The following is a 25915-nucleotide window of genomic DNA, read 5'->3' on the forward strand; positions in this document are numbered from 1 at the left end:
TAAAAAAATAATATATTTATTTTCAATAAAAATTGTAATTTTCATGTTAAATTTCATATACATGAAATGTGGAATTATAGGACTTCCCAATACGGGAAAATCAACATTTTTTAATCTGATTTCCAACTCAAAAGCTTTATCAGAAAATTTTCCTTTTTGTACCATAGAACCTAATTATGGAATCACAAAAGTTCCAGATAAAAGATTATACGAATTAAAAAAAATCATTAATTCTCCTACTACAAAAATTATTCCATCTGAAATAAAAATAGTAGATATAGCTGGATTAATTAAAGGGGCGCATAAAGGAGAAGGTTTAGGAAATAAATTTTTATCTCATGTTCGTGAAACAAATGTCATCATACACATGATTCGTTTTTTTCGTGATAAAAGTGTCCTTCATGTGGAAGGATCTGTAAATCCTATTAGAGATAAAGAGATTATTGATATGGAATTACAGTTTAAAGACATAGAAACGATAGAAAAAAAATTAGAAAAAACTATTAAAAAAAATCAAGTCAATAAATCTACACATATACTGAAAAAAATTTCTTCTTTTTTAAAAGAAGGAAAAAATATTAGAATGTATCCCTTTCAAGAAAATGAACAAGAATATATAAAAGATTTACAGTTACTCACTGTTAAACCTGTTCTTTATATATGTAATCTAGACATAGATGATAAAAAATTAGATCAAAAAACTAATTTGCATATAGAAAGTATGAAAAAAATGGTAAAAAGGGAAAATTCTACTTTAGTAATTTTATCATTAAAAAAAAATTGTATAGAACTTGATCAAGTGTTGAAAAATACCTATAAATTACTAAACTTACAAAGTTTTTTTACGATAGGAAAAAAAGAAATTCGATCTTGGTCTATTCCTAATCCATGTACAGCTTATGAAGCGTCTTCAGTGATTCATACAGATTTTAAAAAAGGATTTATTCGAGCAAAAGTTATTCATTATAATGATTTTATAAAACATAGATCTGAAGAAAATGTGAAAAAAGCAGGAAAAATATTATTAGCAGGAAAAAATTATCTCATTCAAGATGGAGATCTTATTCACTTCCGATTCAATTAATAAAAAACTGATTTATATTATTATTAATTTCTTGTAAAGTTTCAAAAATAAGTAATATAGTTAGTTCTACATCTTTTTTATGAACCATTTCTACTGTAGTATGCATATATTTAAGAGGAATGGAAATTAAAGCAGACAATACTCCCTTATTGGAATAAGCGAAAGCATCTGTATCTGTTCCTGTGCTAGATGATACCAAACGTTGAAAATGTATTTTTTTCCTATTAGCAGTATTAATCATCAATTCTCTAATACTTTTATGTATTGAAGGAGCATATCCAATGACAGGTCCTAATCCACATTTGATATCCCCTTGTATTTTTTTATCAATCATAGGACTACAAGTATCATGTATGACATCGGTAACAATTGCCACATTGGGTTGTATAGTTTGAGAAATCATTTTTGCCCCTTTAAAACCCACTTCTTCTTGAACTGAATTTACTATATATAATCCAAATTTTAGATTTATCCCATTTTCAATTATAATTTTTGCTACTTCTGCTATAATAAACCCTCCTATTTTATTATCTAATGCTTTAGATACAAAATAATTTTGATTCATAATAAAAAACTTATCAGGATAAGTAATCATACAACCTACATGAACCCCCATATTAATTGCTTCAGTCTTATTGGAAACACCAATATCTACAAATAGATTCTCTACATTAGGATATTTTTCTGATGAAGGTTTTCTTGTATGAATAGCAGGCCATCCAAATACTCCATGTATAAATCCTTTTTCCGTATGAATGATTACTCTTTTAGATGGAGCAATTTGATGATCGGTACCTCCATTACGAGATACATATATTATTCCTTCTTCTGTGATATAATTAACGTACCATGATATTTCATCAACATGAGCTTCAAGAATCAATTTGTATGGAGAATTAGGATTAATAATTCCTACTGCTGTCCCATATAAATCAGTTTGTATTTTTTCTATATAAGAACTAATATGGTTTGTCCATATTTGTTGTCCTTCATTTTCATTTCCTGTTGGGGAACATTTATTCAAATATTTTTCAAGAAATTGAATAGATTCACTATTAATTGAATATGAATAATTACTCATTTTTTTTCGATTTATAAAAATCCTCCATAAGGATGGATCCTTTAAATATAAATTTAACATTTCCGGTTAAATGAATATCAAAATATTCATTTTTTGTTTTTTTTAATGAAACCCATAATTTTCCTCCAAGAGTTTGGACTAAAATTTCTCCCACATCATTTTTTATTTTATTTGTTTCACATGCGGCGATGACAGAGGCAACAACTCCTGTTCCACAAGATAAAGTTTCGTTTTCTACTCCTCTTTCATAAGTACGAACTTGTAGCATATTATTTTTAAGTATTTTTACAAAATTCACATTGACTCCTTTTTCCAAATAAGGACTTTGAAATCTAATTTTTTTTCCTTCTTGATATATGTTTTTTTCATTGATTTTTTCTACAAATAAAATATGATGTGGAGAACCTGTATTTAAAAAAACGTATTTTTTATGAATTTCTATTGTATTTTTATCTATATCAAGAAGTTTTATAGAAACCAAATTATCATTATTCCTTATAAATCCATCATGATATCCATCTATAGCTCGAAAATGAATTTTATTTTTTTTTGGGATTCCTAATTGATTCGCAAAAGAAATTGCACATCTCCCCCCATTTCCACACATTGTGCTTTCTTTTCCATCAGAATTACAATATTTCATATAAAAATCACTTTTATATTCATCATCATTTTGAATCAAAATAATTCCATCGGCTCCAACTCCAAAATGTCTATCACACAATTTTTTAAATAAAAAAGGATTTTCTATTTTTTGTTGTCTAGAATCTAGGAGTATGAAATCATTTCCAGTTCCTTGATATTTATAAAAATTCAATTTCATAACAACGAATTTAATATTATTTTTTAAACTGTAAAATTATTTATTTCCATATATTTGTTTGTGTGTAATCACTAACAAAATATAAATGAAGAAAATAGTTTTTTATATTGTACTGAGCAGTATTATGAGTTCAATAATAACTATTGCTGCATATAAACAATACGCTAAAGAAGACCCTTTACTTTTTCCATATACTTCAAAAACAAGGCTTACCTCATCAGATTCTTCCTCATTGGTTAGTTCTGCTGGTTTTCCTGATTTTACTAGAGTCGTATCAAAAACCATACATGCAGTAGTCAATGTTAAAAATTATTCAAAAAAATATAACAATCAATTTGATCCATTTGATTTCTTTTTTGGATTTCCTGATGATTTTGGAAACAATAGAGAAAAAAAACCTCAAAGAAATGAGATTCCTGGACTTCATGGATCTGGAGTCATTCTATCCCCTGATGGATATATTGTGACTAATAATCATGTCATAAAAGATGCAGAAAAAATAGAAATTACTCTTAGTGATCAAAGAACTTATAAAGCGAAATTAATAGGAACCGATCCTAGTACCGATATTGCTTTATTAAAAATTAATGAAACAAATTTACCCTTTATTTATTTTTCGGATTCTAATAAAGTACAAGTAGGAGAATGGGTTCTAGCGATAGGAAATCCTTTTGATTTAAACTCTACTGTTACAGCCGGGATCATAAGTGCAAAAAATAGAAGTTTGGGGATATTAAGAGGAGAAACACTATCATCTTCTTCTATTGAATCTTTTTTCCAAACAGATGCAGCGGTCAATCCTGGAAATAGTGGAGGTGCTTTAATTAACACAAATGGGGAATTAATTGGAATTAACACAGCCATTTCTTCAGCTTCAGGAAATTTTATAGGATATAGTTTTGCGGCTCCTTCTAATTTGGTAGCAAAAGTGATCCAAGACATAAAAAAATACGGAACCGTACAACGTGCATATTTAGGAGTGAGAGGAATGGATCTTTCTAAAACAGAATATTTAAAAGCTTATAATAAAGAAACACATCAAAATATAAAATCACAACAAGGTTTTTTAATAGGAGAAATATTTGAAAAAAGTGGAGCGTCAGATGCAGGACTTAAAAAAGGAGATATCATAAAAAGCATAGATGGAAAACCTATACAAAATGTTGCAGATCTTTCATTTATTGTAGGGACAAAACATCCAGGAGATAAAGTCAACGTGAATATTATACGTAACAAACAAAAGATAATTTTTCACGTTATTTTAAAAGATTTACAAGGAAGAACAAAAATAAGAACTAAAGAAGAAATGACTCCATCTGAATTATTAGGCGTAATATTTGAGCCACTTAGTCAAGAATATAAAAAAAATTTTGGAATTGGTTATGGTATTAGAATAAAAGAGATCAGATCAGGTCGTTTAAGTGCTATCGGTTTGGAAGAAGGAGATATCATTTTATCTATTAATGGAGTCAATATGAAAAAACCTAATGATGTGGATAGAGTTTTAAAAAAATACTCAGGAGATGTGACCATAAAATCGATAAAACAAAATGGACAAGTATATATAGCAGGATTTGAAATGAATTAATTCATACTTTATTTACTTCTATTCCAATAAAAGAACAAGGTAATGATTCCATAAATAACATTGGGAAGCCAAACAGATAAATAAGAAGGAATATAATCTTTGTTGGAATATATTTTTGTGATTTCTATAAAAAAAATATAAAAAAAAGCTAATATAATTCCTATAATCATGTTATAAGCAATTTCTCCTTTTTTTTTTCTTGTAGATATAGATAAACCCAAAATTGTGAATATTAAAGTAGAAAAGGGTAAACTTGTTCTTTGATAATATTCATTTAAATGCATATTTATATTTTTTTTGTCTCCTTCCATATTAATAAATTTTTTCAACTCATGAATATTCATAGTTTCTGCTATATATTCTTCCGGTAAAAATTGTTCCGGTTTTATGGGTAGTCTTATAATTTTATAATTTCCCATAACAAAAAAATCACGATTTTTCTTGATTGTAGTTTCTCTGTAATCAAATAGAATATATATGTTATATTTTTTATACCAATATATGATTTTAGATTTTAGAATATATGTTATATTTTTTCCATTAAATTTTTGATATACACATTTTTTTCCTATATTTTTCTTTTTTGAAAAATTTTGAATAAAAATATATTCATTTTTTGAAATTTGAGTACTGATCGTTTGATTTTTTTCATATTTATTTTTATGTCTTGGACTTAACATATATTGATAATGAAATTGATTTTTCTTTTTGTTAGCTATAGGTAAAAAATAATAATTGATGATTAAAGCTATAATTCCTATCATAATAGCTGAGACCAAATAAGGAAGTGTCAATCTTCTAAAACTAATTCCGCTTGATAGAATCGCTGTGATTTCTGAATGATGGGTTAATTTAGATGTGAAAAAAATAACAGACAAAAAAACAGAAATAGGAGAAAAAGTGTTAATTAACCATATGGACCAAAAAGGATAATAAAAAATTAAAGCTTCTTTAATAGATCCTTGATTATTTTCTAAACGATGCATCCGTTGAGATATGTCTATAACTATAGATAAGATCTGTAGAGAAATGGTAATAAATATGAAAGTCACAATGAAATTACGAATTATATAACGATCAATAATTTTCATAATATTATAAACGTTCTTGTAACAAAGGAATCATAGATTTTTTCCAATAAAAGAATTTATTGTGCATGATATGAATTTTTGCTTCTTGAAGAAGATGAAAATAAAAAGAAAGATTATGGATAGAAGCAATCTCTTTTGCTAAATTATCTCTAGATAAAAAAAGATGTCTAACATAAGATTTACTATACAATTGATCTACAAAAGAGTTCCCGAATTCATCTAAGCAGGAATAGTCTTTTTCCCATTTTTTGTTTTTGATATTCATGATTCCTTTCCATGTAAATAGCATTCCATGACGTCCATTCCTTGTAGGAAGAACGCAATCAAACATATCTATTCCAAGAGAAATTCCTTCTAAAATATCTGTAGGACTCCCCACTCCCATTAAATATCGCGGTTTTTTTTTAGGTAAAATGTCTGTTAATAAATCAGTAATGCTATGTGTTTGTTCTTTTTCTTCTCCTAAACTTAATCCCCCTATCGCATACCCTTCCGATTTTAACAATGAAATTTCTTCTGTAAAAGATCTCCTTAAATCCGGATAAATACTTCCTTGTATAATCGGAAAAAAACTTTGCTTATAATTATATATTTCTGGATTTTTTTCTAAATAAGAAGAACATTTTTTTAACCAACTATGTGTTTTTTTTAAGGATTTTTGAGCTTCTGTATGACTACAGGGAAAAGGGGGGCAATCGTCGAAAGCCATAATAATGTCTCCACCTATAAAACGTTGAATTTTCATAGATGTTTCAGGAGAAAAAAAATGAAAAGATCCATTTATCATAGATTTAAATAGAACTCCGTCTTCAGTAATTTTATTTGATTTTTTCAATGAAAAAATTTGAAAACCTCCACTATCTGTTAATATAGATCCCTTCCAATTTAGAAAAGAATGAATTCCTCCGGCTTCATGTAAGACTTCAATACCGGGTTGAAAATGTAAATGATAAGTATTTCCAATAATTATTTTATACATTTTATAAAGTTCATGTGTTGGAACAGACTTTACATAGCCTTTTGAAGCAACTGGCATAAAAATAGGAGTTTCGATTTTACCATGATCTGTTTCTAAAATTCCTATTCTTGCTTTGGAATAACTATCTGTTTTAATTAAGTTGAATTTCATTTGAAAAAGATTTTAACAAATTAAACGATATATGTAACATATAGTAGTTATAAAACATAATTTCGTACTATTTATTTATAAAAAATGAATTCTCAATATCACCATAAACCAGTTCTTCTAGAAGAAAGTATAGAAAATTTAATTACAAATCCAAACGGAATTTATGTAGACACTACATTTGGTGGAGGAGGACATTCTGATGCCATTCTAAAAAAATTAAATCAAAAAGGAACTCTAATAGCTTTGGATCAGGATCAGGAATCAATCAAAAGAAATTTGATTATAGATAAACGTTTTCATCTATTTCACAATAATTTTATTCATATACGTGATATTTTGAATCAAAACCGGATTGATAAAGTATCAGGAATATTAGTGGATTTAGGGATTTCATCTTTACAAATAGATAATCCTATAAGAGGTTTTTCGAATAGATCCAATTGTATTTTAGATATGAGAATGAATCAGAAATCTTTGTATTCTGCTCAACATGTTATAAATGAATCTTCAAAGCAAAAATTATTTCATATATTTTATGAATATGGAGAATTTAAAAATGCAAGAAACATTGCAGAAAAAATATTTAAAACACGTTTAAAAAAAAATATAAAAACGGCTTTGGATTTAGTTCATCTTTTTTTTATAAAAGGATCTTTTAAAAAGAGAAAAAGATTTTTTGCTAGACTTTTTCAGTCTATACGAATAGAAGTTAATAATGAAATAAATGTTTTAAAGGATTTTTTATTAGAATCTTCTAAAATCCTATTACCAGGAGGTAGAATAGCCGTGATTTCATATCATTCTATAGAAGATAGAATCATTAAATATTTTTTTAAAAAAGGAATTATAATAGATAAAATCAATTTTAAAATTCTTCCATTCAGAATGATCCATAAAAAAGTAATTAAACCAAGTTTTCAAGAAATCATAAAAAATACACGATCTAGAAGCGCTAGATTAAGAATTGCAGAAAAAACTTAAATCATAAAAAAAATAATATCATAAAATGAAAACGAATATACCAGATATCCTGAAAGGAAAATTTTTAGTAAAAAAAGATGCTTATCGTAGTTGGAATTTTATTGTTTTTATTACTGTACTATCTTTAATTAGCATTACCAGTTCACATATGATGGACCGAAAAATTCGACAAATCACTAAAATTAGTGAAGAAATCAAGGAATTAAAATCTGAATATGCAGATTTACACAGTAAATGTATGAAAATGCAATTAGCCTCTTTTATAAGAAAAAAATTAGTTAATGGATTAAAACATTTAGAATCTCCTCCATACGAATTAGTCATAATAGAAGAAGATCATAATAAAAATATGGATGAGACACAATCAAATCAATAATGAAACGGAAAAGATATATTTTATTATATAAATCTTATTTAGTTGGTTTTTTCTTCATATTTATTGCTGCATTAATTATTTTCAATTTATTCTATATTCAAAATTATTCAGAAGGATACAAAAAATCTGTTTTAAAAAAAACGATTAGAACCAATTTAATTAAAGCTAAACGTGGAAATATTTATGCGTCAGATAATAGTATTTTAGCAATGTCTGTTATAAGATATGAAATTCACATCGATTTTAGGTCCATATCTGAAGAATTATTTCAAGAAAATATTTATTCTTTATGTAATGCTTTGGAACTTTTATTTAAAAAACCGAAATTTTTTTTCTATAAAAAATTTCAATACGAAAAAAAAAAGGGAAGTAGATATTTCTTATTAGCAAAGAATTTAGATTATCCACATTTTAAAATATTACGAAAATTACCCATCTTCAATAAGGGACAAATACGAGGTGGGTTCATTGTAGAAAAAAAAATATGTAGAATTCACACATTAGAAAATATTGGAAAAAGAACATTAGGATATGATGATCATAGAGGAAAAGCAGGATTAGAAGGGGCTTTTAGCAAATATTTGAAAGGAAAAGATGGAAAAAGATTAGAACAACGTATTAGCTTTAAAATATGGAAACCATTGAAGTCAAGAAACGAAATTAATCCAGAAGATGGAAAAGACGTTTATTCCACTATAGATATATCTTTACAAGATATAGCCTATCATGCATTACTTCAAGAATTATTCATTTCTCAGGCAGATCATGGATGTGTTATTTTAATGGATGTAAAAAGTGGAGAAATTTCTGCAATGATCAATCTGGAAAAAACAAAAAAAAAAACTTACGAAGATTTAAAAAATTTTTCAGTATGGGAAGGAAGTGAACCTGGGTCTACTTTTAAAACAATGTCTATTCTTGCCGCTTTAGAAGATAAAAAAATAGATGTAGATATGATTGTCAATACCAAAGGCGGAGTCATGAAATTGAGAGGAAAAGAAATACGAGATAGTCATTATAATGGAAATATTGAAATGAATCCAAAACAAATTTTAGAATTATCTTCAAACGTAGGAATAGCAAAAATTATTTATGATAATTATAAAGAAAATCCGGAACAATTCATAGAACATTTCCGTAAATGGAAATTGGATAGAAAAATAGGAATTGACATACCGGGAGAAAGCATGCCTTTTATTCCAAAACCTGGAAAAAAAAATTGGAGTAGCATTACCTTGCCATGGATGACTTTTGGATATAATATTAAACTAACTCCTTTACAAATACTCACTTTTTACAATGCTATTGCAAACCATGGAAAAATGATTAAACCTCTATTGATTAGAGAAATCAAATATCATGGAAAAAGTATAAAAAAATATACAAAACCTATCATTATGAATCCTTCTATAGCTAGAAAATCTTCTTTAATTAAAATTCAAAATATGTTAGAAGGAGTAGTCAAAAATGGAACCGCTAAAAAATATTATAATCCAGAATATCCTTATGCGGGAAAAACAGGAACAACACAGTTAAATTATTGGATGAAAGGAAAACCCTTATCTTACAACAGTTCTTTTGTAGGATACTTTCCTGCTAAAAATCCAAAATATTCTTGTATTGTAGTCATTTCAAAACCAGAAAAAGGGTACTACGGGATAGAGGTCGCCGTTCCTGTATTTGACAAAATTGCTAAATCTATTTATCCTAGAATAGAAAGAAAAATACTTTTAAAAAAAAAAGAAATTCAAGAGAATTTACTAAATCAAATTATAGAATCAAGAAATTTTTTTATTGATAAATGGATAATGCCTAATGTTGTCTCTGTTCCTGGAAAAGAAATTATCCCTATATTAGAAAACAGGGGTTTTCACATTCAATATGAAGGAATAGGAAAAGTGTTGACTCAATCTATTCAACCAGGAACAAAATTGAAAAAAAATCAGATTATATTTTTGAAACTAGAAGAATGAAAAAACTATTAAAAGATGTTTTAAAAAAAATATATGTGTTAAAAATAATAGGAAAAAATCCTTTTAAATTGATAGAAGGAATTTCTATGAGTTCTAAAATAGTGAAGAAAAATATGATTTTTGTAGCTATAAAAGGAAAAAGAACAGATGGACATAAATTTATTATAGATGCAATCCAAAAAGGTGCAAATACTATAATTTGTGAAAAAAGTTCTTCCTTCATCCCTATTCATAAACATATCACTTATGTATTTGTTTTAGATTCTATGGAAGCTTTAGGAATTATATCGTCTCATTTTTATGATCATCCTACAAAAAAAATAAAATTAATAGGAATAACCGGAACAAATGGAAAAACCTCTGTAGCTACGATCCTTCATCAGTTATTTTCTAAAATGGGAGAAAAAAATATTCTTATTTCTACTATGGGAATAAAAATTTTATCCATAAAATATCCTACTACACATACAACTCCGAATATTATTGAAATTAATAAATATTTAAATATTTCAATACAAAAAGGGTGTAAATACGCTTTTATGGAAGTAAGTTCACATGGAATCCATCAAAAAAGAATTGCAGGATTATTATTTCAAGGAGGAGTTTTTACGAATATTACACATGATCACTTAGATTATCATAGATCTTTTGATCATTATTTATCTACTAAAAGGTTTTTTTTTGAAAATTTATCTAAAAAAGCTTTTGCATTAATCAATTCCGATGATGAAAATTCGCATCAAATCATAAAAAAAACTTTAGCTAAAACCTATTTTTATGGTATAAAAAAAAATTCCAATTTTAAAATTCAAATTTTGAAAGAAAACATGAATGGAAATCAATTACTAATTGATGGTCATCAAATTTATACCTATTTGATAGGAAAATTTAATATTTATAATCTATTAGCTAGTTACGCTACAGCTATTTTATTAGGAAAAAATAAAGAGAACATTCTGAAACAAATAAAATATGTAAAACCCATAAAAGGACGTTTTGAGCAATTTTTATCCAATTCAGGTATTCATATTATTGTGGATTATGCCCACAATCCAGATGGATTAAAATCTATTTTAAATAGTCTTAAAATTATAAAAAAAAATAATGAAAAATTAATTTGTGTCATAGGTTGTGGAGGAAATAGAGATATAAAAAAACGTTCTTTAATGGGAAAAATTGTTTATGAAACATGTGATATCTCTATTTTTACATCCGATAATCCTAGAGAGGAAAATATCAATATCATATTCAATGATATGAAAAATTTTAAATCATATCTAAACAAAAAATCTATTTTAACGTTTGTAAAACGAGAAGAAGCGATTCAAACGGCCATTCAAATGGCAAAAAAAAAAGATATTATTCTAATAGCTGGAAAAGGACATGAAACTTTTCAAGAAATAAAAGGAATACGTTATTCTTTTAATGATATGAAAATTGCTAAAAATTTGTTAAAAACTTACAATAAGTAAGATGATTTATTTTTTTAATAAATACTTAATTATAAATTCTATTTTTTATAGAGCTATTATCGCTTTTTTTTTATCGTTTTGTATAGCTTTTATTTTGTATCAAAAAATTATATGTTGGAATCAAAAAAATAGTATGATAGGAGAAAAAATACGAGATCTTGGACTTTTTGGTCAAAAAGAAAAAGAAGGAACCCCAACTATGGGAGGTATTGTTATGATATTTTCTACGTTAATTTCTACAATATTGTTCTCTACTTTAAATAATGTATATGTATTAATGTTGATCATGACCACATTGTATATGGGTTGTATTGGATTGATAGATGATTATATTAAAATAAAACATAATAAAAAAGGACTTAGTATAATGGGAAAAATATTTAGTCAAATTTTATTAGGAATTTTTATTGGAATCACTATGTACTTTAACACAAACATTTCTATTCAAAAACAAAAAATAGAATCAAAAAATTCACATTTTTTGAAAAAAAAAGAATATGGGTTCAATACCACTATTCCCATTTTATCTTCCATATATCATAATCATGAATTTAACTATGCTTATCTTTTGAGTTGGTATAATCAAAAATGGAAAAAATATGCATGGATTGTTTATATTCCTATTGTTATTGGAATTATTACGTTTTTATCCAATGGAGCTAATTTAACGGATGGAATAGATGGATTAACAGCTGGAATTTCTTCTATTATTTTTTCTCTATTTTCTTTATTATCTATAATTTCCAGTAATAAAATATATTCCTTCTATTTTCATTTTATATATATTCCTCATTTAGAAGAAATCATTATATTTTCTTTTTCTTTTTTAGGATCTTTAATAAGTTTTCTTTGGTATAATACTTATCCAGCTCAAATTTTCATGGGAGATACAGGAAGCTTAACTATAGGAGGAGTCATCGCAACACTAGCTATTATAAATAGAAAAGAATTAATATTGCCTATTTTGTGTGGAATTTTTTTTATAGAAAATATTTCTGTAATCATGCAAGTATTGTATTTTAGATATTCTAAAAACAAATATGGTATAGGAAAAAGAGTTTTTTTAATGGCTCCTTTACATCATCATTTTCAAAAATTAGGATATCATGAAAATAAGATTTTCAATCGTTTTATTATCATACAAATGATGCTTTCTATGTTAGTATTTCTTTTATTAATTATATAAAAAAATATAAACAAACAATGAAAAAAAAATTTATAGTTGTATTAGGTGGAGGAGAAAGTGGAGTAGGAGCAGCTTTATTAGCTAAGAAAAATGGATTAAAAACATTTTTATCGGATTCTGGAATTATTATAAATAAATACAAAAAAATTTTAATAAAGAATAAAATTCCTTTTGAAGAAAAAGGACATACAGAGAATATTATCATTCAAAATGCTATTAAAGTGATAAAAAGTCCTGGAATTTCTAGAAATAATCCTTTGATAAAAAAAATCAATTATTTAGGGATTCCTATACAATCCGAATTAGAATTCGGTAAAAGTTATATAGAAAATTCTTATGTTATTGGAATTACAGGAAGTAATGGAAAAACAACGACCTGTTCCATTATTTATAAAATACTTAAAAAAGAAGGAATGAATGTAGAAATAGCAGGAAATATTGGACAGAGTTTTTCTAAAAACATTATAAAAAAAAAGATATTTATATATTAGAAATGAGTAGTTTTCAATTAGATGATTGTTTGAATTTTCGTTCAAATATTGCCGTATTATTAAACATAACAAGAGATCATTTAAATAGATATGATAATAATATTGAGAATTATATTGATTCCAAATTTCGAATAGCAACTTTTCAAAAAAAAGAAGATATTTTCATTTATAATCATGATGATCCTATTATAAGAGAGGGAATAAAAAAATATGCCATTGCATCTCATTGTATTCCTTTTTCTATGAAGGAAGAATTGCATGTTGGAGCTTATATAAAAGCTAACAAAATATTTATTCGAAATCGAAAAAATCAAGAAATATATTTTTTAAATGTAAAAGATATTCCTTTAATAGGAGATCATAATCTCTATAATATTATGGCTTCATTAATTATATCCGAAATATTAAACGTAAAAAAAGAATCAATAATTTCCATACTATTAAAATTGAAATCAATAGAACATCGTATGGAAAAAATATCAAATATAAATGGAGTACAATTTATTAATGATTCTAAAGCCACTAATGTAAATGCCGTTTTTTATGCATTAAAAAGTATAAATGCGCCTATTATATGGATAGTAGGAGGAGAAGATAAAGGAAATAATTATGTAGAATTAATTCCTTTGGTTAAAAAAAAAGTAAAAGCCATAATTTGTTTAGGAAAAAATAATGAAAAAATTATAAATTTTTTTAAAAATATCATTGATATCATTTTGGAAACAAAAAACATTAAAAAAGCTGTTTATATGGCTTATATATTATCCTATCAGGGAGATAATGTTTTATTTTCTCCTGCTTGTTCTAGTTTTGATCTTTTTAAAGATTATAAAGAAAGAGGAAATCAATTTAAGCAAGAAGTAAGAAAACTAATTTATGAAAGTTTATGAAAAAATCAATCTGTTTTTAAAAAAATATATAAAAGGAGATAGATATTTATGGGCTTTCATCTCTTTACTGGCTATATTTTCATTTTTACCAGTTTATTCTGCTAGTACAAACTTAGTTACTACATATGGAGATACGAATACTGTATTTCGTTATTTATTTAAACATACTGTTTTGTTGTTAGTCGGTTTTTGTATCCTTTTTTTCACTCAATTTATAGACTATAAATATTTTTACAAAATGTCTATTCTTTTCATGCCTATAATATTCATTTTATTAATTTTTACAATGAGTCAAAGAAAAGAATTAGATGGAGTAAATGCTTCTCGTTGGTTACATATTCCTATTATCAATATAACTTTTCAAACTTCCAGTATCGCTGGATTAGTTCTTTTCATTTATTGTGCAAGATATTTATCTCAAAAAAAGAAAGAACGAATCAACTTGAAAAATTCTTTTTTTTCCTTGTATTTACCAATATTTTTGATCATTGGACTGATTTTTCCATCGGATGGATCTACTGCTGCTATTATTTTTATATCCGTTTTAATTTTACTTTTTATAGGAGGAAACCCATTGACAAGTGTTATAGGATTTTTTTTCATGGGTTTTTTATTTTCAGGAATATATATTTATTCTGTTATAAAATGGGGAGATAAAAAACCTATAAATAGGGTTTATACATGGAAAAGTCGTATAGAAAAATTTTTGGATCATGAATCTGAAGAAAATTATCAAATAAAACAATCTAAAACGGCTATTGTTTTAGGAAATAAATTGGGTCGTGGTCCTGGAAAGAGTGTTTTAAAAGCTTTTCTTCCTCAATCTTCTTCAGATTTTATCTATGCTATTATCATAGAAGAATATGGATCTGTTGGAGGTGTAATTCTTTTATTCATTTATATACTAATTCTCATGAGAATTATGATAATAGCGACGAAAGTACAAAATTATTCTTGTTCTTTATTGGTTCTTTCTGTAGGTTTTCCTGTTATTAATCAAGCACTTATTAATATGGGAATTGCTGTGGGTTTATTTCCAGTCACAGGACAAACTTTGCCTCTGATTAGTGCTGGAGGTACTTCTATATGGGTTACTTTTTTAAGTTTTGGGATCATATTAAGCGTCAGTCGACTGATATATTCTTCGAATGACACACCCACTAAAATTATAACTCATCATGAATCATAAGATTTCAACCCCTAAAATAATTATTGGAAGTGGAGGAACCGGAGGACACATATATCCGGGAATAGCTATTGCTAACGAACTTAAAAAAAAAATTCCAAAAATTGATATTTTGTTTATTGGATCTAAAAATCATATGGAAATGCGAGAAATACCAAAATGGGGTTTTTCCATTGAAAAAATTTGTATTTCAGGTGGAAAAAATAAATTTTTTTCTCTATCAGCTTTTATTGTATCTATACAACTAATATATAGCTTATTTTTGGCAAATAAAATTATGAAAAGATTTTCTCCAAATATAGTTATCGGAACAGGTGGTTTTGTCAGTTTTCCTACCTTATATGCTGCAAAAAAAAATAAGATACCTATTTTGATTCAAGAACAGAATTCTTTTCCTGGACTGACTAATAGAATATTTTCTCGTTATGCGAATAAAATATGCATTGCTTATGAGCAAACAAAAAAATTTTTTCCCCAAAAAAAAACGATTATAACTGGAAATCCAGTCAGATCTGAAATCTTACACTTGCCTAGTAAAGAAAAAGCTTGTATTCATTTAGGGTTAAACATAAAAAAACCTATCATTTTATCTATAGGAGGGAGTCAAGGATCCAATAGTATGAATAATGCTTGGATAAAAGGATTAAAACGGATAATAGAATTGGATATGCAACTAATTTGGCAAGTAGGAAAACTTGATTTTTATCAAATTACAAAAAATAAAATGTCTCATCATTCGAATATTCTTTTCATGGAATTTATTGAAAATATACCAGTATGTTATGCTGCTGCAGATATCATTGTATCTAGAGCTGGAGCTTTGACTATATCAGAAATATGTTTAATAGGAAAACCATATATATTGATTCCTTTTCCTTGTTCTTCAAATGATCATCAAAATCAAAATGCTAAAATATTAGAAGAAAAAAAAGCGGCTTTAATTATAAAAAATGAGGAAATAGAGAAAAAATTAGTGAATTCTGTTATAAAATTAGTGAATGATTCCAGCATGAAAAAAAAAATGAGTAAAAATCTATTAAAATTAGGAAAACCTAAAGCAACAAACGATATTGTAAACGAGATTTTACAAATTATTTTATGAACTTCAAAAAAATTTCTTTTTTTTATTTTATAGGAATAGGAGGAATGGGGATGAGTTCCCTCGCTAGATATTTTCATACTATGGGTAAAACTGTTTGTGGTCATGATCAAAATAAAACCTTTTTGACAAAAGAATTAGAAAAAGAAGGAATATCTATCAATTATCATGATAGTATAGAAATATTACCAAAATGGGTATTATCCAAACAATGTTTGATTGTGTATACCCCAGCCATTCCTAGTCATCATAAACAATGGATGTATTTAAAAAAATATGGTAAAAATGTAAAAAAACGTTCTCAAGTATTAGCTTTCATTACAGAAAATGAGATTTGTATAGCCATAGGAGGGACACATGGAAAAACAACTACTTGTACCTTATTAGGACATATTTTATATAGTTATGGAATGAATATCACTGCTTTTTTAGGAGGAATATCTGAAAATTATAAATCAAATTTAATATTGAATCATGTATTGAATGGAAGAAAAATTTTTTTGGTAGAAGCAGACGAATTTGACCATTCTTTTTTATATTTATCTCCTAATATAGCATGTATAACGTCTTTTGACCAAGATCATGTAGATATTTATCCAAAAAAAGAAAACCTGAAAAAGGCTTATATAGCTTTTTCAAATAGAATCAAAAAACCATATAAGAAAATATTTCTTTGCCAAGAAGGATCTTGTCGATTCAATAACGCAATATATTATTCTGTACTACAAGGAGAAAATTATTATTCCGATCATCTTAATATAAAAGAAAATAAATGGTATTTTGATTTTCATACTCCTACAGAAACATGGAAATCTTTACCTTTACCTATTCCAGGTCAACATAATTTAAAAAACGTTACTGCAGCATTAGCTATTTCTGATTATCTAAAAATTCCTAAAGAAGAAATCAGAAAAGCTTTATTTTTCTTTAAAGGGATCAAAAGAAGATATTCCATTCATTATCAATCTTCAAATAAAATATATATAGATGATTACGCACATCATCCTACAGAAATCAATGCTTTGATCTCTACTGTAAGAGAATGTTTTCCAAATAAAAAGATATTGGGTATTTTTCAACCTCATTTATTTAGTAGAACTAAATTTTTTGAAAAATCTTTTGCTAAAAGTTTAGAACATCTTGATATTCTAATTTTACTAGATATTTATCCAGCTAGAGAATTTCCCATAAATGGAACAAATTCTAATAGTTTATTAGAGAAAATAAAAATGAGTTCTAAAGAAATATCTTCTTTTTCCAAAATTTTAGAAAAAATTGAAAAAAAACATTTTGATATTATTCTAACAATGGGAGCTGGAAATATAGATACCTTAATTCTTCCTATCAAAGAATGGTTGTATAAACGATATGGATAAATCAATGAAAAAGAATAAAACATCCTTTATCATTATTTTATTATTATATATGATTTGTATGATCTATCTTTTTTATTTTTCTAAAAAAACACATCAAAACAGAACTTTAAAAAAATTTAATATTGTCATTGATTCCTTATCTAACAATCATTTTGTAAATGAAGAAATTATTAAAAATATTCTATTTTATAAAACAAAAAAAATGGAAAAAAAAATCGGTCAATTATGTATATTAAGAATGGAAAAAAAATTAAATCATTACCCTTTTATCAAAAAATCTGAAGTGTTTCTTAGTGTAGATGGAACTTTAAATATTAAAATTTGGCAAAAAGAACCTATATTAAGAATCAAAAATGGAAAGAAAGAATCTTATCTTACTACAGATGCGGAAAATTTAGAACTTTCCTCTTTTTTTTCATCAAAAGTTGTATTAGCAAAAGGTCCTTTTTCAAAAGAAGAAAAAAAATATTTAACGAATTTAGTCAAATTCATAAACTCCGATGAATTATTAAAAAACCAAATTATTAGCATAAAAAAAAATAAGAAAAATTCATTTGTTTTAATTCCAAAAATAGGAAATCATCATATTATATTAGGAAATATAAAAAATTTTAAAAATAAATTGAATAAATTAAAAGCATTTTATAATCAGTACCTAAATAAAATAGATATTAATCAATACAAAAGTATTGATTTACAATATAAAGACCAAGTAGTCGCAAAAAAAAGATAAGTCTATGGAATATCAAGATATAGCTATAGGTCTTGATGTGGGAACCACAAAGATTGTAGCTATGGTAGGAAGGAGAAATGAATATAATAAAATTGAGATCTTAGGCATAGGGAAATCTAAAAGTGTAGGTGTACATAGAGGGGTTGTAAATAATATTACTCAAACAATTGAAGCTATTCGTGAAGCGGTATCTGAAGCAGAGCATAGTTCGGGTTTAAAAATAAAAGAAGTTATTGTTGGAATAGCAGGACAACATATTAGAAGTCTACAACATAATGATTATATTACTAGATTAGATTTTGAAAATGTTATCAGTCAAAAAGATATACAAAAATTAATAGATCAAGTTCATAAACTGATTATGCAACCAGGAGAAGAAATTATTCATGTTCTTCCACAAGAATATAAAGTCGATAGTCAAGCAGAAATAGGAGAACCAATAGGAATGTATGGAAGTCGTTTAGAAGCAAATTTTCATGTAGTTGTAGGACAAATTTCTTCAATACGAAATATTGGAAGATGTGTAAAAGCGGCAGGATTGGATTTATCGGGAATGACCTTAGAACCTTTAGCTTCTGCTGAAGCTGTATTAAGTACAGAAGAAAGAGAAGCAGGGGTTGCTTTAGTGGATATAGGAGGAGGGACTACGGATATTGCTATATTTAAAGATAACATTATTCGTCATACTGCCGTGATTCCTTTTGGAGGAAATGTCATTACTGAAAATATAAAAACAGATTGTTTGATTATTGAACGACAAGCCGAATTACTAAAAATCAAATTTGGATCTGCATGGCCAGGAGAAAATAAGGAAACAGAAATTGTTTGTATTCCTGGATTAAGAGGTCGTGATCCTAAAGAAATTTCTTTAAAACACCTTTCCCAAATTATTCATATACGAGTATGTGAAATTGTGGAACAAGTCAATGTAGAAATAAAAAATTATGGAAATGAAGAACAAAAAAAAAGACTGATTGCAGGATTAGTTATGACAGGTGGAGGTTCTCAACTTAAACATATTCGTCCATTAACAGAATATATTACTGGAATGGACGTTCGTATAGGTTATTCTAATGAACATATAGCAGGAGGGAAAAACGGGATTATAAGTAATCCAGAATATGCAACATCTATAGGGTTAGTAATTAAAGGACTTGATGATAAAAAAAAATATCTTTGTACAAACGCGGAGATGGAACATAGATATCATAGATATGATGAAAATTCTGAGTTGATTTCTACAAAGTTTTATAATAAAAATCGTAGATTAAATTCTGAAGAGGATCAGAAAAAGAAAAAAAATAAAACAAAATCTTTTCTTGAAATTTGGGCAGATAAGTTCCGTCAAATATTGAATGATACAGAATAATAAACTATGAAATGAAAAAAGAAGATTTTATAAAGAAAGAAAACGATCAATTGGAATTTCCAAAAAATCGTTCAGCTTCCATCAAAGTAATTGGAGTAGGAGGAGGAGGAAGTAATGCTTTAAGTCATATGTTTGAACAAGGAATTACTGGGGTTGATTTTATTGCGTGTAATACAGATGCACAAGCGTTAAATAATAATCCAGTTCCTATAAAAATTCAATTAGGAGCTTCTATTACAGAAGGTCTTGGTGCTGGAGCTGATCCAGAAGTAGGAGAAAAGGCCGCATTAGAAAGTTTGGAGGAAATAAAAAGTATTTTAGATTCTAATACTAAAATGACCTTTATTACAGCAGGAATGGGTGGAGGAACGGGAACGGGTGCTGCTCCAATTATTGCAGGAATTTCTAAAGAGAAAGGAATTCTAACTGTAGGGATCGTTACAATTCCATTTCATTTTGAAGGAAAAATGAGATTACAACAAGCTCAAAAAGGAATAGAAGCATTAAGAAAAAATGTGGATTCTCTCATTGTGATTAATAATGATAAATTGAGAGAATTATATGGAAATCTAGGATTTAAAGCGGGTTTTTCAAAAGCTGATGAAGTTTTAACGACTGCAGCTAAGGGCATTGCAGAAGTCATCACTCATCATTATAAACAAAATATAGATTTAAGAGATACAAGAACCGTTTTAAAAGAAAGTGGAACGGCTGTTATGGGTTCTTCTATTGCTGTTGGAGAAAATCGCGCAAAGGAAGCTGTTGTCCAAGCTTTAGATTCCCCATTATTGAATGATAATAAAATTACGGGAGCCAAGAATGTTCTTCTTCTTATTGTTTCAGGAAAAATAGAAATAACTATAGATGAAATAGGAATTATCAGTGATTATATACAAGCTGAAGCAGGAAACAATGCCAATATTATAATGGGTCTAGGGGAAGACGAAGGGTTGGAAGAAAGTATTTCAGTTACTATAGTGGCTACGGGATTTCCTACGGAAATACAGAGAGCTATTAATCATGAAGAAAAAAAAATATTTCATAGATTAGAAGAACCTTATGAACAAAAATTAAACAAAATGGAAGATATCCATTCTTATTCTAAACGGATTGATCCTGATTTTTCAAAAACTTATTCAAAATCCAGTCATTTAGAAAAATTTTATTATAAAAATAAAAAAGATGATTGTTTATCGAATCAAAAACAAAACATTTTTGATCGGTCTATACAGACAAATTTTTTTAAAGAAAAAAAACATACAAAATACATGTTAGAAGATAGTTTTGATCTTCCGATTTCATACAATGAAAATGAAAAAAAAATCTTAAAACGTAAAAAAGAAAATAATACAAATCGAGAGTTAAATTGATCAATCTTCCCAAAGGAACCAGAGATTACTCATCTATCGAAATGAGTAAACGAAATTATTTAATTCAAACAATTCGAACACAATTTGAACTTTTTGGTTTTGATCCTATAGAAACTCCTTCCATAGAAAATATTTCCACTCTTATTGGTAAATATGGAGAAGAAGGAGATACCTTAATGTTTAAATTGCTCCATTCAGGTAATTTTTTAAAAAAAAGAATTTTAGATTTTTTAAAAAAAATAAAAAATGATCAAGAAATGGTTGTGAATCATGTTGTGGAAAAATGTTTCATTGAACATATGTCGAATAAAGCTCTGAGATATGATTTAACGGTTCCTTTTGTTCGTTATGTAGTTATGCATAAAAATGAAATCGTTTTTCCTTTTAAAAGATACCAAATACAACCTGTATGGCGTGCAGATAAACCTCAAAAAGGAAGATTGAGAGAATTTTATCAATGTGATGCAGATATGATATCATTTTCTTGGTCTTTATGGGAAGAAATAGAATTAATTCAACTTTGTGACGAAATTTTTACTAAATTAAATTTTCCTATTATTATCTATATTAATCATAGAGATATATTAAGAGGACTAGTTGAAATAGCTGGAATAAAAAATAATTTATGGAAAGATTTTACTACATCTTTAGATAAATGGAATAAAATTGGACGCGATTTAGTAAAAAAAGAAATGCTTTCCAAAGGAATTACATCTTTATCTTTTGATAAAGTGGCATTTTTTTTTGATATGGAAGAAAATTTCTATCATAAAGAAAAACATTTAACTATAGCTTTACAAAATTCTGAAATAGGAAAAAAAGGATTACGAGATCTGAGTTTTATTTATAGAAAAATAAAGAATATTTCTTTACAAAAGACAAAATTGGAATGGAATATTTCTTTAGCTAGAGGAATGAATTATTATACAGGGACAATATTAGAAATTGTTCCATTCTATAATAAGAGTTTTATTTCTATTGGAGGAGGAGGTAGATATGATCAATTAGCTCATTCATTTGGATTAAACAATATTTATGGGGTAGGAATTTCTTTAGGATTGGATCGAATTTATTTAGCCATGGAGCAAAAAAATCTATTTCAAACTGTTTCTAATTATCCTTCAAAAGTTTTGTTTATTAATTTCGGAAATGAAGAGGTTTTGTATGCATACAAAATAATCCAATTTTTGAGAAAAAAAGGAATTTCTACTCAATTATATCCTAATGCAGACAAAATAGGAAAACAATTTAGATATGCTAATGATAACAATATTCGATTTGTTATTAGTATCGGAAAAAATGAAATCAATCAAAATAAAATCAGAATGAAAGATCTTCAAAAAAGAACAGAAAAAGAATACGATAACATTAACAACGTTGTGAATCAATTAACGAAAAAATTATGATAAAATTGGATTAAGTGCTTTTTTCTTCCAAAGAAAAAATCCGACTATAGCCAATAGAAGAAGAATAATAAATAAAATTCCTGTTAATATAAAACCTTTCAAAAAATAAATAAAAACGGAAATTCCGTTTCCCACCATCCAAAATATCCAATTTTCTACTTTTTTCATGGACATTTGATACATACCCGAAAAATAAATACTTGTTGTCAGAATATCCATCCAATCAGAATGATACTGAAGTTTTCCATAAAACAAATAAACCATTATACTGAAAATACAAGTGGATAAAAACAAAATAAAGGTATAAAAATAATCTTTTTTATTGCAAAAAGTAATAGGTTTTTTTTTATTTTTATCCTTTTTATACATCCATGTATACCATCCATAAAAACTCATCAACGTGTAATACAAGTTAATAATAAAATTTCCATAAAGAGAAGTATCAAAAGTTAAATAACTATATATAATAGTGCTAACTATTCCTATTGGATATCCCCATACATTATTTTTTTGAACATAAAATACACTAAATATTGTAAATGCTACAGCTGTTAATTCTAACATTATGTGAAAAAAACTATTATGATAATAGGGGGATAAAAGGATATCTATCCAATAATCATGATTCATAGTAATTATTTGTCTATAATATAAACTAAGTAATATTCTTCTATTTTTCGATAGAAAGCATAAAATCGCTTACTATAGGAATTTTTTATAATCCAGCATGATACACAAGAATTGTTTTGAAGGTAAAAAGGAGAAACTTTATAATGATTTAAAAAACTATAAAAAATTCCTCCTTCTAGTTTATATAAACTTTCTTTAATTCCCCATATAATATGTAAATAATCTTCTTCATAATTTGGATGAATAAAGATAGATTCATCATCCCTAATAAATTTTTTCTTTATTCTTACTATTTTTTTATCTTTTCGTAATTTTTCTATGTCTATTCCTATATGATAAGAACTTATAGCTATGGCTATTTTTTCAAAAGAATGACTTAAAGAAATATGTTTTCCTGAAGGAAAAAGAAAAGGTTTTCTTTTTTCATTATAAAAAATATTCATTTTTATACCTATATATCTCAAAGCAGAACGTATTCCTAAAAATTCTTTTTTTCGTTTTTCTGATAATGATAAAAAAAACATCTTCTCTTGATCTGAAAGATTCAGTTTTCTTAAAAACATAGTTTCTAAAAAATGTTTCCATTTAAAAACTATGATCATAGTATGAAGAGTATGAAATTTATAGGTATAAAAATTCATTCTATTTTAGAATTTTTTTAAATCTAGCCATTTTTTTTGTACTATTGTGAATATTATTGAATTATGTTGTATAAAGAAATTGAAAAAGCGTTAAAAAATGTTATTATTATTGATAATAAAAATATTGTAGAATCTGGTTGGGTAAAAAAAATAGATTTATTAAATAATGAAATCAGAATTTATTTGAGTTTATCCAATCCTGCTATGCATATAAAAAACAAACTCATCAAAGAGATAAACCGTTCTATAAAAAATCAAAATATTTTAGAAACAATCCGCATCAAAATAGAAATAAAATCAGATACGAAAATAAAACCTGAAATAAAAAATATCATAGCTGTAGCTTCTGGAAAAGGAGGGGTAGGAAAATCCACAATAGCAACAAACATAGCAGTTTCTTTAGTTCATATGGGTTTTTATGTTGGATTATTAGATGCGGATATTTATGGTCCATCTATTCCATTAATGTTTAATCTTAAAGAGGAATCGGTGAATTTACAACAACATCGAAATGGAATCTTGAATCCTATTACTAGTTATGGAGTTAAAATTATATCTATAGGTTTTTTTTCAAAATATGGACAGGCTATTGTTTGGAGGGGTCCCATGGTAACTAAAGTTTTGAGACAATTTATGTATGAAATCAATTGGGGAAAATTAGATTTTTTAATTGTAGATTTACCTCCAGGAACAGGAGATATTCATTTATCTCTTTTGCAAGAAATTTCATTATTCAAATTAAAAGGAATTGTTATCGTAAGTACATCTCAAAAAATAGCCTTATCGGACGTTAATCGGTCTGTAGGAATGTTTCGTATTAAATCTATTTATGTTCCCATACTTGGAATTATAGAAAATATGTCTTATGTTTTTTCAAAAAAAACTAAAGAAAAATGCTATTTTTTTGGAAAAAATGGAGTAAGAGATTTTTCAAAAGAAATGAATCTTTTTTTTCTTGGAGAAATTCCTATGTTACAAACAATACGAGAATATTCAGATTTGGGAATTCCTATCGTTTTAAAAAACAAGGAGATTAGAAATCTCTTTATCAGCATCACGAAAAATATGATCAAACAAATAAAATTATAAACAAAGTTTTATAAATTCTTTTACTATTAATATTAGAAGAGATATAGATTTTTTGATTTCTTTATTATAAAAAAATGGCTTAAAATCGGAATTTTTATGTTCATCATATTTTTTATATAATCCCATTATAATGGATATAGCAAATACTCGTAAATTCATATGTCTAGCTTTTATGACATCTGATACTATATCTATGCCTACACTATCTCCTCCCATAGATCGTATCATTGCATATTCTGCATAGGTTTTATAATTAGAATAAGGATAAGCGACATATACTCCTTTCTGAATAATAATATTATGATTCATTGCAATATTTTCTGCAATTTCTATCATTTTTTTATCATATGGTTCTGTAATTTCAAAAAATCTATTTTTTATAAATTCTTTTATATTAGAACTTTCCGGAAAAAAATTAATATGATCCTTAACCAACATAACATCTCCCATTTTGTAGTTTGGATTGACCCCACCAGAAATATTAATCAATATGAATTTGTCTATTCCTATATTTTTACACAAGACAATCGAGAAATTGTTTGTTCTATTTTCTTCAGAAAAAGGTTCTATTAAAAGAACCACATTTTTATCTTCTATTTTTCCGAAAATAAATTTTCCATATAAATTTTTTTTTGAGAAAAGGGGTATTTCTTCATAAGAAATGGATATAGGATTTTTGATCTCTTTTATCAATTGATCAAATTGATTTCCTAATAATAAAATTCCAAAATCAGGTTTTTCTTTGATTTTGTTTTGGATATATTGTTTTGATTTTTCTAAAGTCATAGTCATTAACATAATAAAATTCAAGTTTTTATAAAATTATATTCTACAAATAAAATTCCAAAAAA

General features: G+C 26.4%; 22 protein-coding genes and 1 pseudogene. 16 read left to right on the top strand and 7 right to left on the bottom strand.

Annotation, left to right across the window (positions count from 1 at the left end):
- Positions 1–61 precede the first annotated feature (61 nt).
- Positions 62–1084, top strand: a complete 1023-nt coding sequence (locus tag H0H57_RS01225) for a redox-regulated ATPase YchF (protein ID WP_185864079.1) — start codon at positions 62–64, stop codon at positions 1082–1084.
- Here H0H57_RS01225 and H0H57_RS01230 read toward each other — a convergent pair.
- Together H0H57_RS01230 and dapF are read right to left on the bottom strand one after the other, a co-directional pair.
- Positions 1077–2165 carry a zinc-binding metallopeptidase family protein gene (locus H0H57_RS01230; RefSeq protein WP_185864016.1) on the bottom strand — a complete coding sequence of 363 codons (1089 nt, stop codon included), beginning with the start codon at positions 2163–2165 and terminating at the stop codon, positions 1077–1079. The two genes, H0H57_RS01225 and H0H57_RS01230, sit on opposite strands and share 8 nt — an antisense overlap.
- On the bottom strand, positions 2158–2988 hold the full coding sequence (gene dapF / locus H0H57_RS01235) for a diaminopimelate epimerase (protein WP_185864017.1): 831 nt from the start codon (positions 2986–2988) through the stop codon (positions 2158–2160). Before dapF ends, H0H57_RS01230 begins: the two co-directional genes overlap by 8 nt.
- 85 nt (positions 2989–3073) lie before the next feature.
- Between dapF and H0H57_RS01240 the strand changes: the two genes are divergently transcribed.
- Positions 3074–4576, top strand: a complete 1503-nt coding sequence (locus H0H57_RS01240; protein WP_185864018.1) for a Do family serine endopeptidase — start codon at positions 3074–3076, stop codon at positions 4574–4576.
- A gap of 8 nt (positions 4577–4584) precedes the next feature.
- On the opposite strand, the gene H0H57_RS01245 is transcribed toward H0H57_RS01240, so the two are convergent.
- Both H0H57_RS01245 and tgt read right to left on the bottom strand, forming a co-directional pair.
- Positions 4585–5667: an LptF/LptG family permease gene (locus H0H57_RS01245; RefSeq protein WP_185864019.1), complete on the bottom strand. Its 1083-nt coding sequence runs from the start codon at positions 5665–5667 to the stop codon at positions 4585–4587.
- Between the two features lie 4 nt (positions 5668–5671).
- The gene (tgt, locus tag H0H57_RS01250) at positions 5672–6796 is read right to left on the bottom strand and encodes a tRNA guanosine(34) transglycosylase Tgt (RefSeq protein ID WP_185864020.1); all 1125 of its coding nucleotides are present in this window, start codon (positions 6794–6796) and stop codon (positions 5672–5674) included.
- Positions 6797–6880: 84 nt separating this feature from the next.
- On the opposite strand from tgt, the gene rsmH reads away from it, so the two are divergent.
- The 13 genes and pseudogenes from rsmH to hisS all read left to right on the top strand — a co-directional run bounded on the left by rsmH (position 6881) and on the right by hisS (position 22704).
- Positions 6881–7777 carry a 16S rRNA (cytosine(1402)-N(4))-methyltransferase RsmH gene (gene rsmH, locus H0H57_RS01255; RefSeq protein WP_185864021.1) on the top strand — a complete coding sequence of 299 codons (897 nt, stop codon included), beginning with the start codon at positions 6881–6883 and terminating at the stop codon, positions 7775–7777.
- A 25-nt stretch (positions 7778–7802) separates the two neighbouring features.
- Positions 7803–8153, top strand: coding sequence for an FtsL-like putative cell division protein (locus H0H57_RS01260; protein WP_185864022.1), 351 nt, complete (start codon positions 7803–7805; stop codon positions 8151–8153).
- Entirely contained in the window at positions 8153–10126 is a 1974-nt protein-coding gene (locus H0H57_RS01265; protein ID WP_185864023.1) for a penicillin-binding protein, read from the top strand. The genes H0H57_RS01260 and H0H57_RS01265 overlap by 1 nt, the downstream gene beginning before the upstream one ends.
- Positions 10123–11598 (top strand): UDP-N-acetylmuramoyl-L-alanyl-D-glutamate--2,6-diaminopimelate ligase, encoded by a 1476-nt coding sequence (locus tag H0H57_RS01270; protein WP_185864024.1) that lies wholly within the window; start codon positions 10123–10125, stop codon positions 11596–11598. Before H0H57_RS01265 ends, H0H57_RS01270 begins: the two co-directional genes overlap by 4 nt.
- 1 nt (position 11599) lies before the next feature.
- The gene (mraY, locus tag H0H57_RS01275) at positions 11600–12784 is read left to right on the top strand and encodes a phospho-N-acetylmuramoyl-pentapeptide-transferase (RefSeq protein ID WP_185864025.1); all 1185 of its coding nucleotides are present in this window, start codon (positions 11600–11602) and stop codon (positions 12782–12784) included.
- Between the two features lie 17 nt (positions 12785–12801).
- Positions 12802–14165: pseudogene (murD, locus tag H0H57_RS01280) on the top strand (UDP-N-acetylmuramoyl-L-alanine--D-glutamate ligase).
- Positions 14152–15354, top strand: coding sequence for an FtsW/RodA/SpoVE family cell cycle protein (locus tag H0H57_RS01285; RefSeq protein ID WP_185864026.1), 1203 nt, complete (start codon positions 14152–14154; stop codon positions 15352–15354). The pseudogene murD and the gene H0H57_RS01285 overlap by 14 nt, the downstream one beginning before the upstream one ends.
- Positions 15344–16453, top strand: a complete 1110-nt coding sequence (gene murG / locus H0H57_RS01290; protein ID WP_185864027.1) for an undecaprenyldiphospho-muramoylpentapeptide beta-N-acetylglucosaminyltransferase — start codon at positions 15344–15346, stop codon at positions 16451–16453. Before H0H57_RS01285 ends, murG begins: the two co-directional genes overlap by 11 nt.
- A complete protein-coding gene (murC, locus tag H0H57_RS01295; RefSeq protein ID WP_185864028.1) occupies positions 16450–17826 on the top strand; it encodes a UDP-N-acetylmuramate--L-alanine ligase in 1377 nt (458 codons plus the stop codon). Before murG ends, murC begins: the two co-directional genes overlap by 4 nt.
- Positions 17819–18559: a cell division protein FtsQ/DivIB gene (locus H0H57_RS01300; protein WP_238784336.1), complete on the top strand. Its 741-nt coding sequence runs from the start codon at positions 17819–17821 to the stop codon at positions 18557–18559. Before murC ends, H0H57_RS01300 begins: the two co-directional genes overlap by 8 nt.
- A 4-nt stretch (positions 18560–18563) precedes the next feature.
- Complete coding sequence (ftsA, locus tag H0H57_RS01305; protein ID WP_185864029.1) at positions 18564–19928, top strand: cell division protein FtsA; 1365 nt, start codon at positions 18564–18566, stop codon at positions 19926–19928.
- An 11-nt stretch (positions 19929–19939) separates the two neighbouring features.
- Positions 19940–21298: a cell division protein FtsZ gene (gene ftsZ / locus H0H57_RS01310; RefSeq protein WP_185864030.1), complete on the top strand. Its 1359-nt coding sequence runs from the start codon at positions 19940–19942 to the stop codon at positions 21296–21298.
- A gap of 41 nt (positions 21299–21339) precedes the next feature.
- Positions 21340–22704, top strand: coding sequence for a histidine--tRNA ligase (hisS, locus tag H0H57_RS01315; RefSeq protein ID WP_185864031.1), 1365 nt, complete (start codon positions 21340–21342; stop codon positions 22702–22704).
- Here the strand turns inward: hisS and pnuC are convergent.
- Together pnuC and H0H57_RS01325 are read right to left on the bottom strand one after the other, a co-directional pair.
- Complete coding sequence (gene pnuC, locus H0H57_RS01320) at positions 22699–23334, bottom strand: nicotinamide riboside transporter PnuC (RefSeq protein WP_185864032.1); 636 nt, start codon at positions 23332–23334, stop codon at positions 22699–22701. The genes hisS and pnuC overlap by 6 nt on opposite strands.
- A 5-nt stretch (positions 23335–23339) precedes the next feature.
- A complete protein-coding gene (locus H0H57_RS01325; protein WP_185864033.1) occupies positions 23340–23975 on the bottom strand; it encodes a 4'-phosphopantetheinyl transferase family protein in 636 nt (211 codons plus the stop codon).
- A gap of 63 nt (positions 23976–24038) precedes the next feature.
- Here H0H57_RS01325 and H0H57_RS01330 point away from each other — a divergent pair, with 63 nt between their 5' ends.
- Entirely contained in the window at positions 24039–25064 is a 1026-nt protein-coding gene (locus tag H0H57_RS01330; protein WP_394798856.1) for an Mrp/NBP35 family ATP-binding protein, read from the top strand.
- Here H0H57_RS01330 and H0H57_RS01335 read toward each other — a convergent pair.
- Positions 25059–25862 (bottom strand): purine-nucleoside phosphorylase, encoded by an 804-nt coding sequence (locus H0H57_RS01335; RefSeq protein WP_238784337.1) that lies wholly within the window; start codon positions 25860–25862, stop codon positions 25059–25061. The genes H0H57_RS01330 and H0H57_RS01335 overlap by 6 nt on opposite strands.
- Positions 25863–25915: the final 53 nt, after the last annotated feature.

Source organism: Blattabacterium cuenoti (assembly GCF_014251755.1).
Classification (GTDB): Bacteria; Bacteroidota; Bacteroidia; order Flavobacteriales; family Blattabacteriaceae; genus Blattabacterium; species Blattabacterium cuenoti_AN.

What these genes read in the sequence shown, in the direction of transcription:
- H0H57_RS01225 (WP_185864079.1), top strand. Translation starts at nt 62, where the DNA reads ATGAAATGTGGAATTATAGGACTTCCCAATACGGGAAAATCAACATTT.
- H0H57_RS01230 (WP_185864016.1), bottom strand. Translation starts at nt 2,165, where the DNA reads ATGAGTAATTATTCATATTCAATTAATAGTGAATCTATTCAATTTCTT.
- dapF (WP_185864017.1), bottom strand. Translation starts at nt 2,988, where the DNA reads ATGAAATTGAATTTTTATAAATATCAAGGAACTGGAAATGATTTCATA.
- H0H57_RS01240 (WP_185864018.1), top strand. Translation starts at nt 3,074, where the DNA reads ATGAAGAAAATAGTTTTTTATATTGTACTGAGCAGTATTATGAGTTCA.
- H0H57_RS01245 (WP_185864019.1), bottom strand. Translation starts at nt 5,667, where the DNA reads ATGAAAATTATTGATCGTTATATAATTCGTAATTTCATTGTGACTTTC.
- tgt (WP_185864020.1), bottom strand. Translation starts at nt 6,796, where the DNA reads ATGAAATTCAACTTAATTAAAACAGATAGTTATTCCAAAGCAAGAATA.
- rsmH (WP_185864021.1), top strand. Translation starts at nt 6,881, where the DNA reads ATGAATTCTCAATATCACCATAAACCAGTTCTTCTAGAAGAAAGTATA.
- H0H57_RS01260 (WP_185864022.1), top strand. Translation starts at nt 7,803, where the DNA reads ATGAAAACGAATATACCAGATATCCTGAAAGGAAAATTTTTAGTAAAA.
- H0H57_RS01265 (WP_185864023.1), top strand. Translation starts at nt 8,153, where the DNA reads ATGAAACGGAAAAGATATATTTTATTATATAAATCTTATTTAGTTGGT.
- H0H57_RS01270 (WP_185864024.1), top strand. Translation starts at nt 10,123, where the DNA reads ATGAAAAAACTATTAAAAGATGTTTTAAAAAAAATATATGTGTTAAAA.
- mraY (WP_185864025.1), top strand. Translation starts at nt 11,600, where the DNA reads ATGATTTATTTTTTTAATAAATACTTAATTATAAATTCTATTTTTTAT.
- H0H57_RS01285 (WP_185864026.1), top strand. Translation starts at nt 14,152, where the DNA reads ATGAAAGTTTATGAAAAAATCAATCTGTTTTTAAAAAAATATATAAAA.
- murG (WP_185864027.1), top strand. Translation starts at nt 15,344, where the DNA reads ATGAATCATAAGATTTCAACCCCTAAAATAATTATTGGAAGTGGAGGA.
- murC (WP_185864028.1), top strand. Translation starts at nt 16,450, where the DNA reads ATGAACTTCAAAAAAATTTCTTTTTTTTATTTTATAGGAATAGGAGGA.
- H0H57_RS01300 (WP_238784336.1), top strand. Translation starts at nt 17,819, where the DNA reads ATGGATAAATCAATGAAAAAGAATAAAACATCCTTTATCATTATTTTA.
- ftsA (WP_185864029.1), top strand. Translation starts at nt 18,564, where the DNA reads ATGGAATATCAAGATATAGCTATAGGTCTTGATGTGGGAACCACAAAG.
- ftsZ (WP_185864030.1), top strand. Translation starts at nt 19,940, where the DNA reads ATGAAAAAAGAAGATTTTATAAAGAAAGAAAACGATCAATTGGAATTT.
- hisS (WP_185864031.1), top strand. Translation starts at nt 21,340, where the DNA reads ATGAGTAAACGAAATTATTTAATTCAAACAATTCGAACACAATTTGAA.
- pnuC (WP_185864032.1), bottom strand. Translation starts at nt 23,334, where the DNA reads ATGAATCATGATTATTGGATAGATATCCTTTTATCCCCCTATTATCAT.
- H0H57_RS01325 (WP_185864033.1), bottom strand. Translation starts at nt 23,975, where the DNA reads ATGAATTTTTATACCTATAAATTTCATACTCTTCATACTATGATCATA.
- H0H57_RS01330 (WP_394798856.1), top strand. Translation starts at nt 24,039, where the DNA reads ATGTTGTATAAAGAAATTGAAAAAGCGTTAAAAAATGTTATTATTATT.
- H0H57_RS01335 (WP_238784337.1), bottom strand. Translation starts at nt 25,862, where the DNA reads ATGTTAATGACTATGACTTTAGAAAAATCAAAACAATATATCCAAAAC.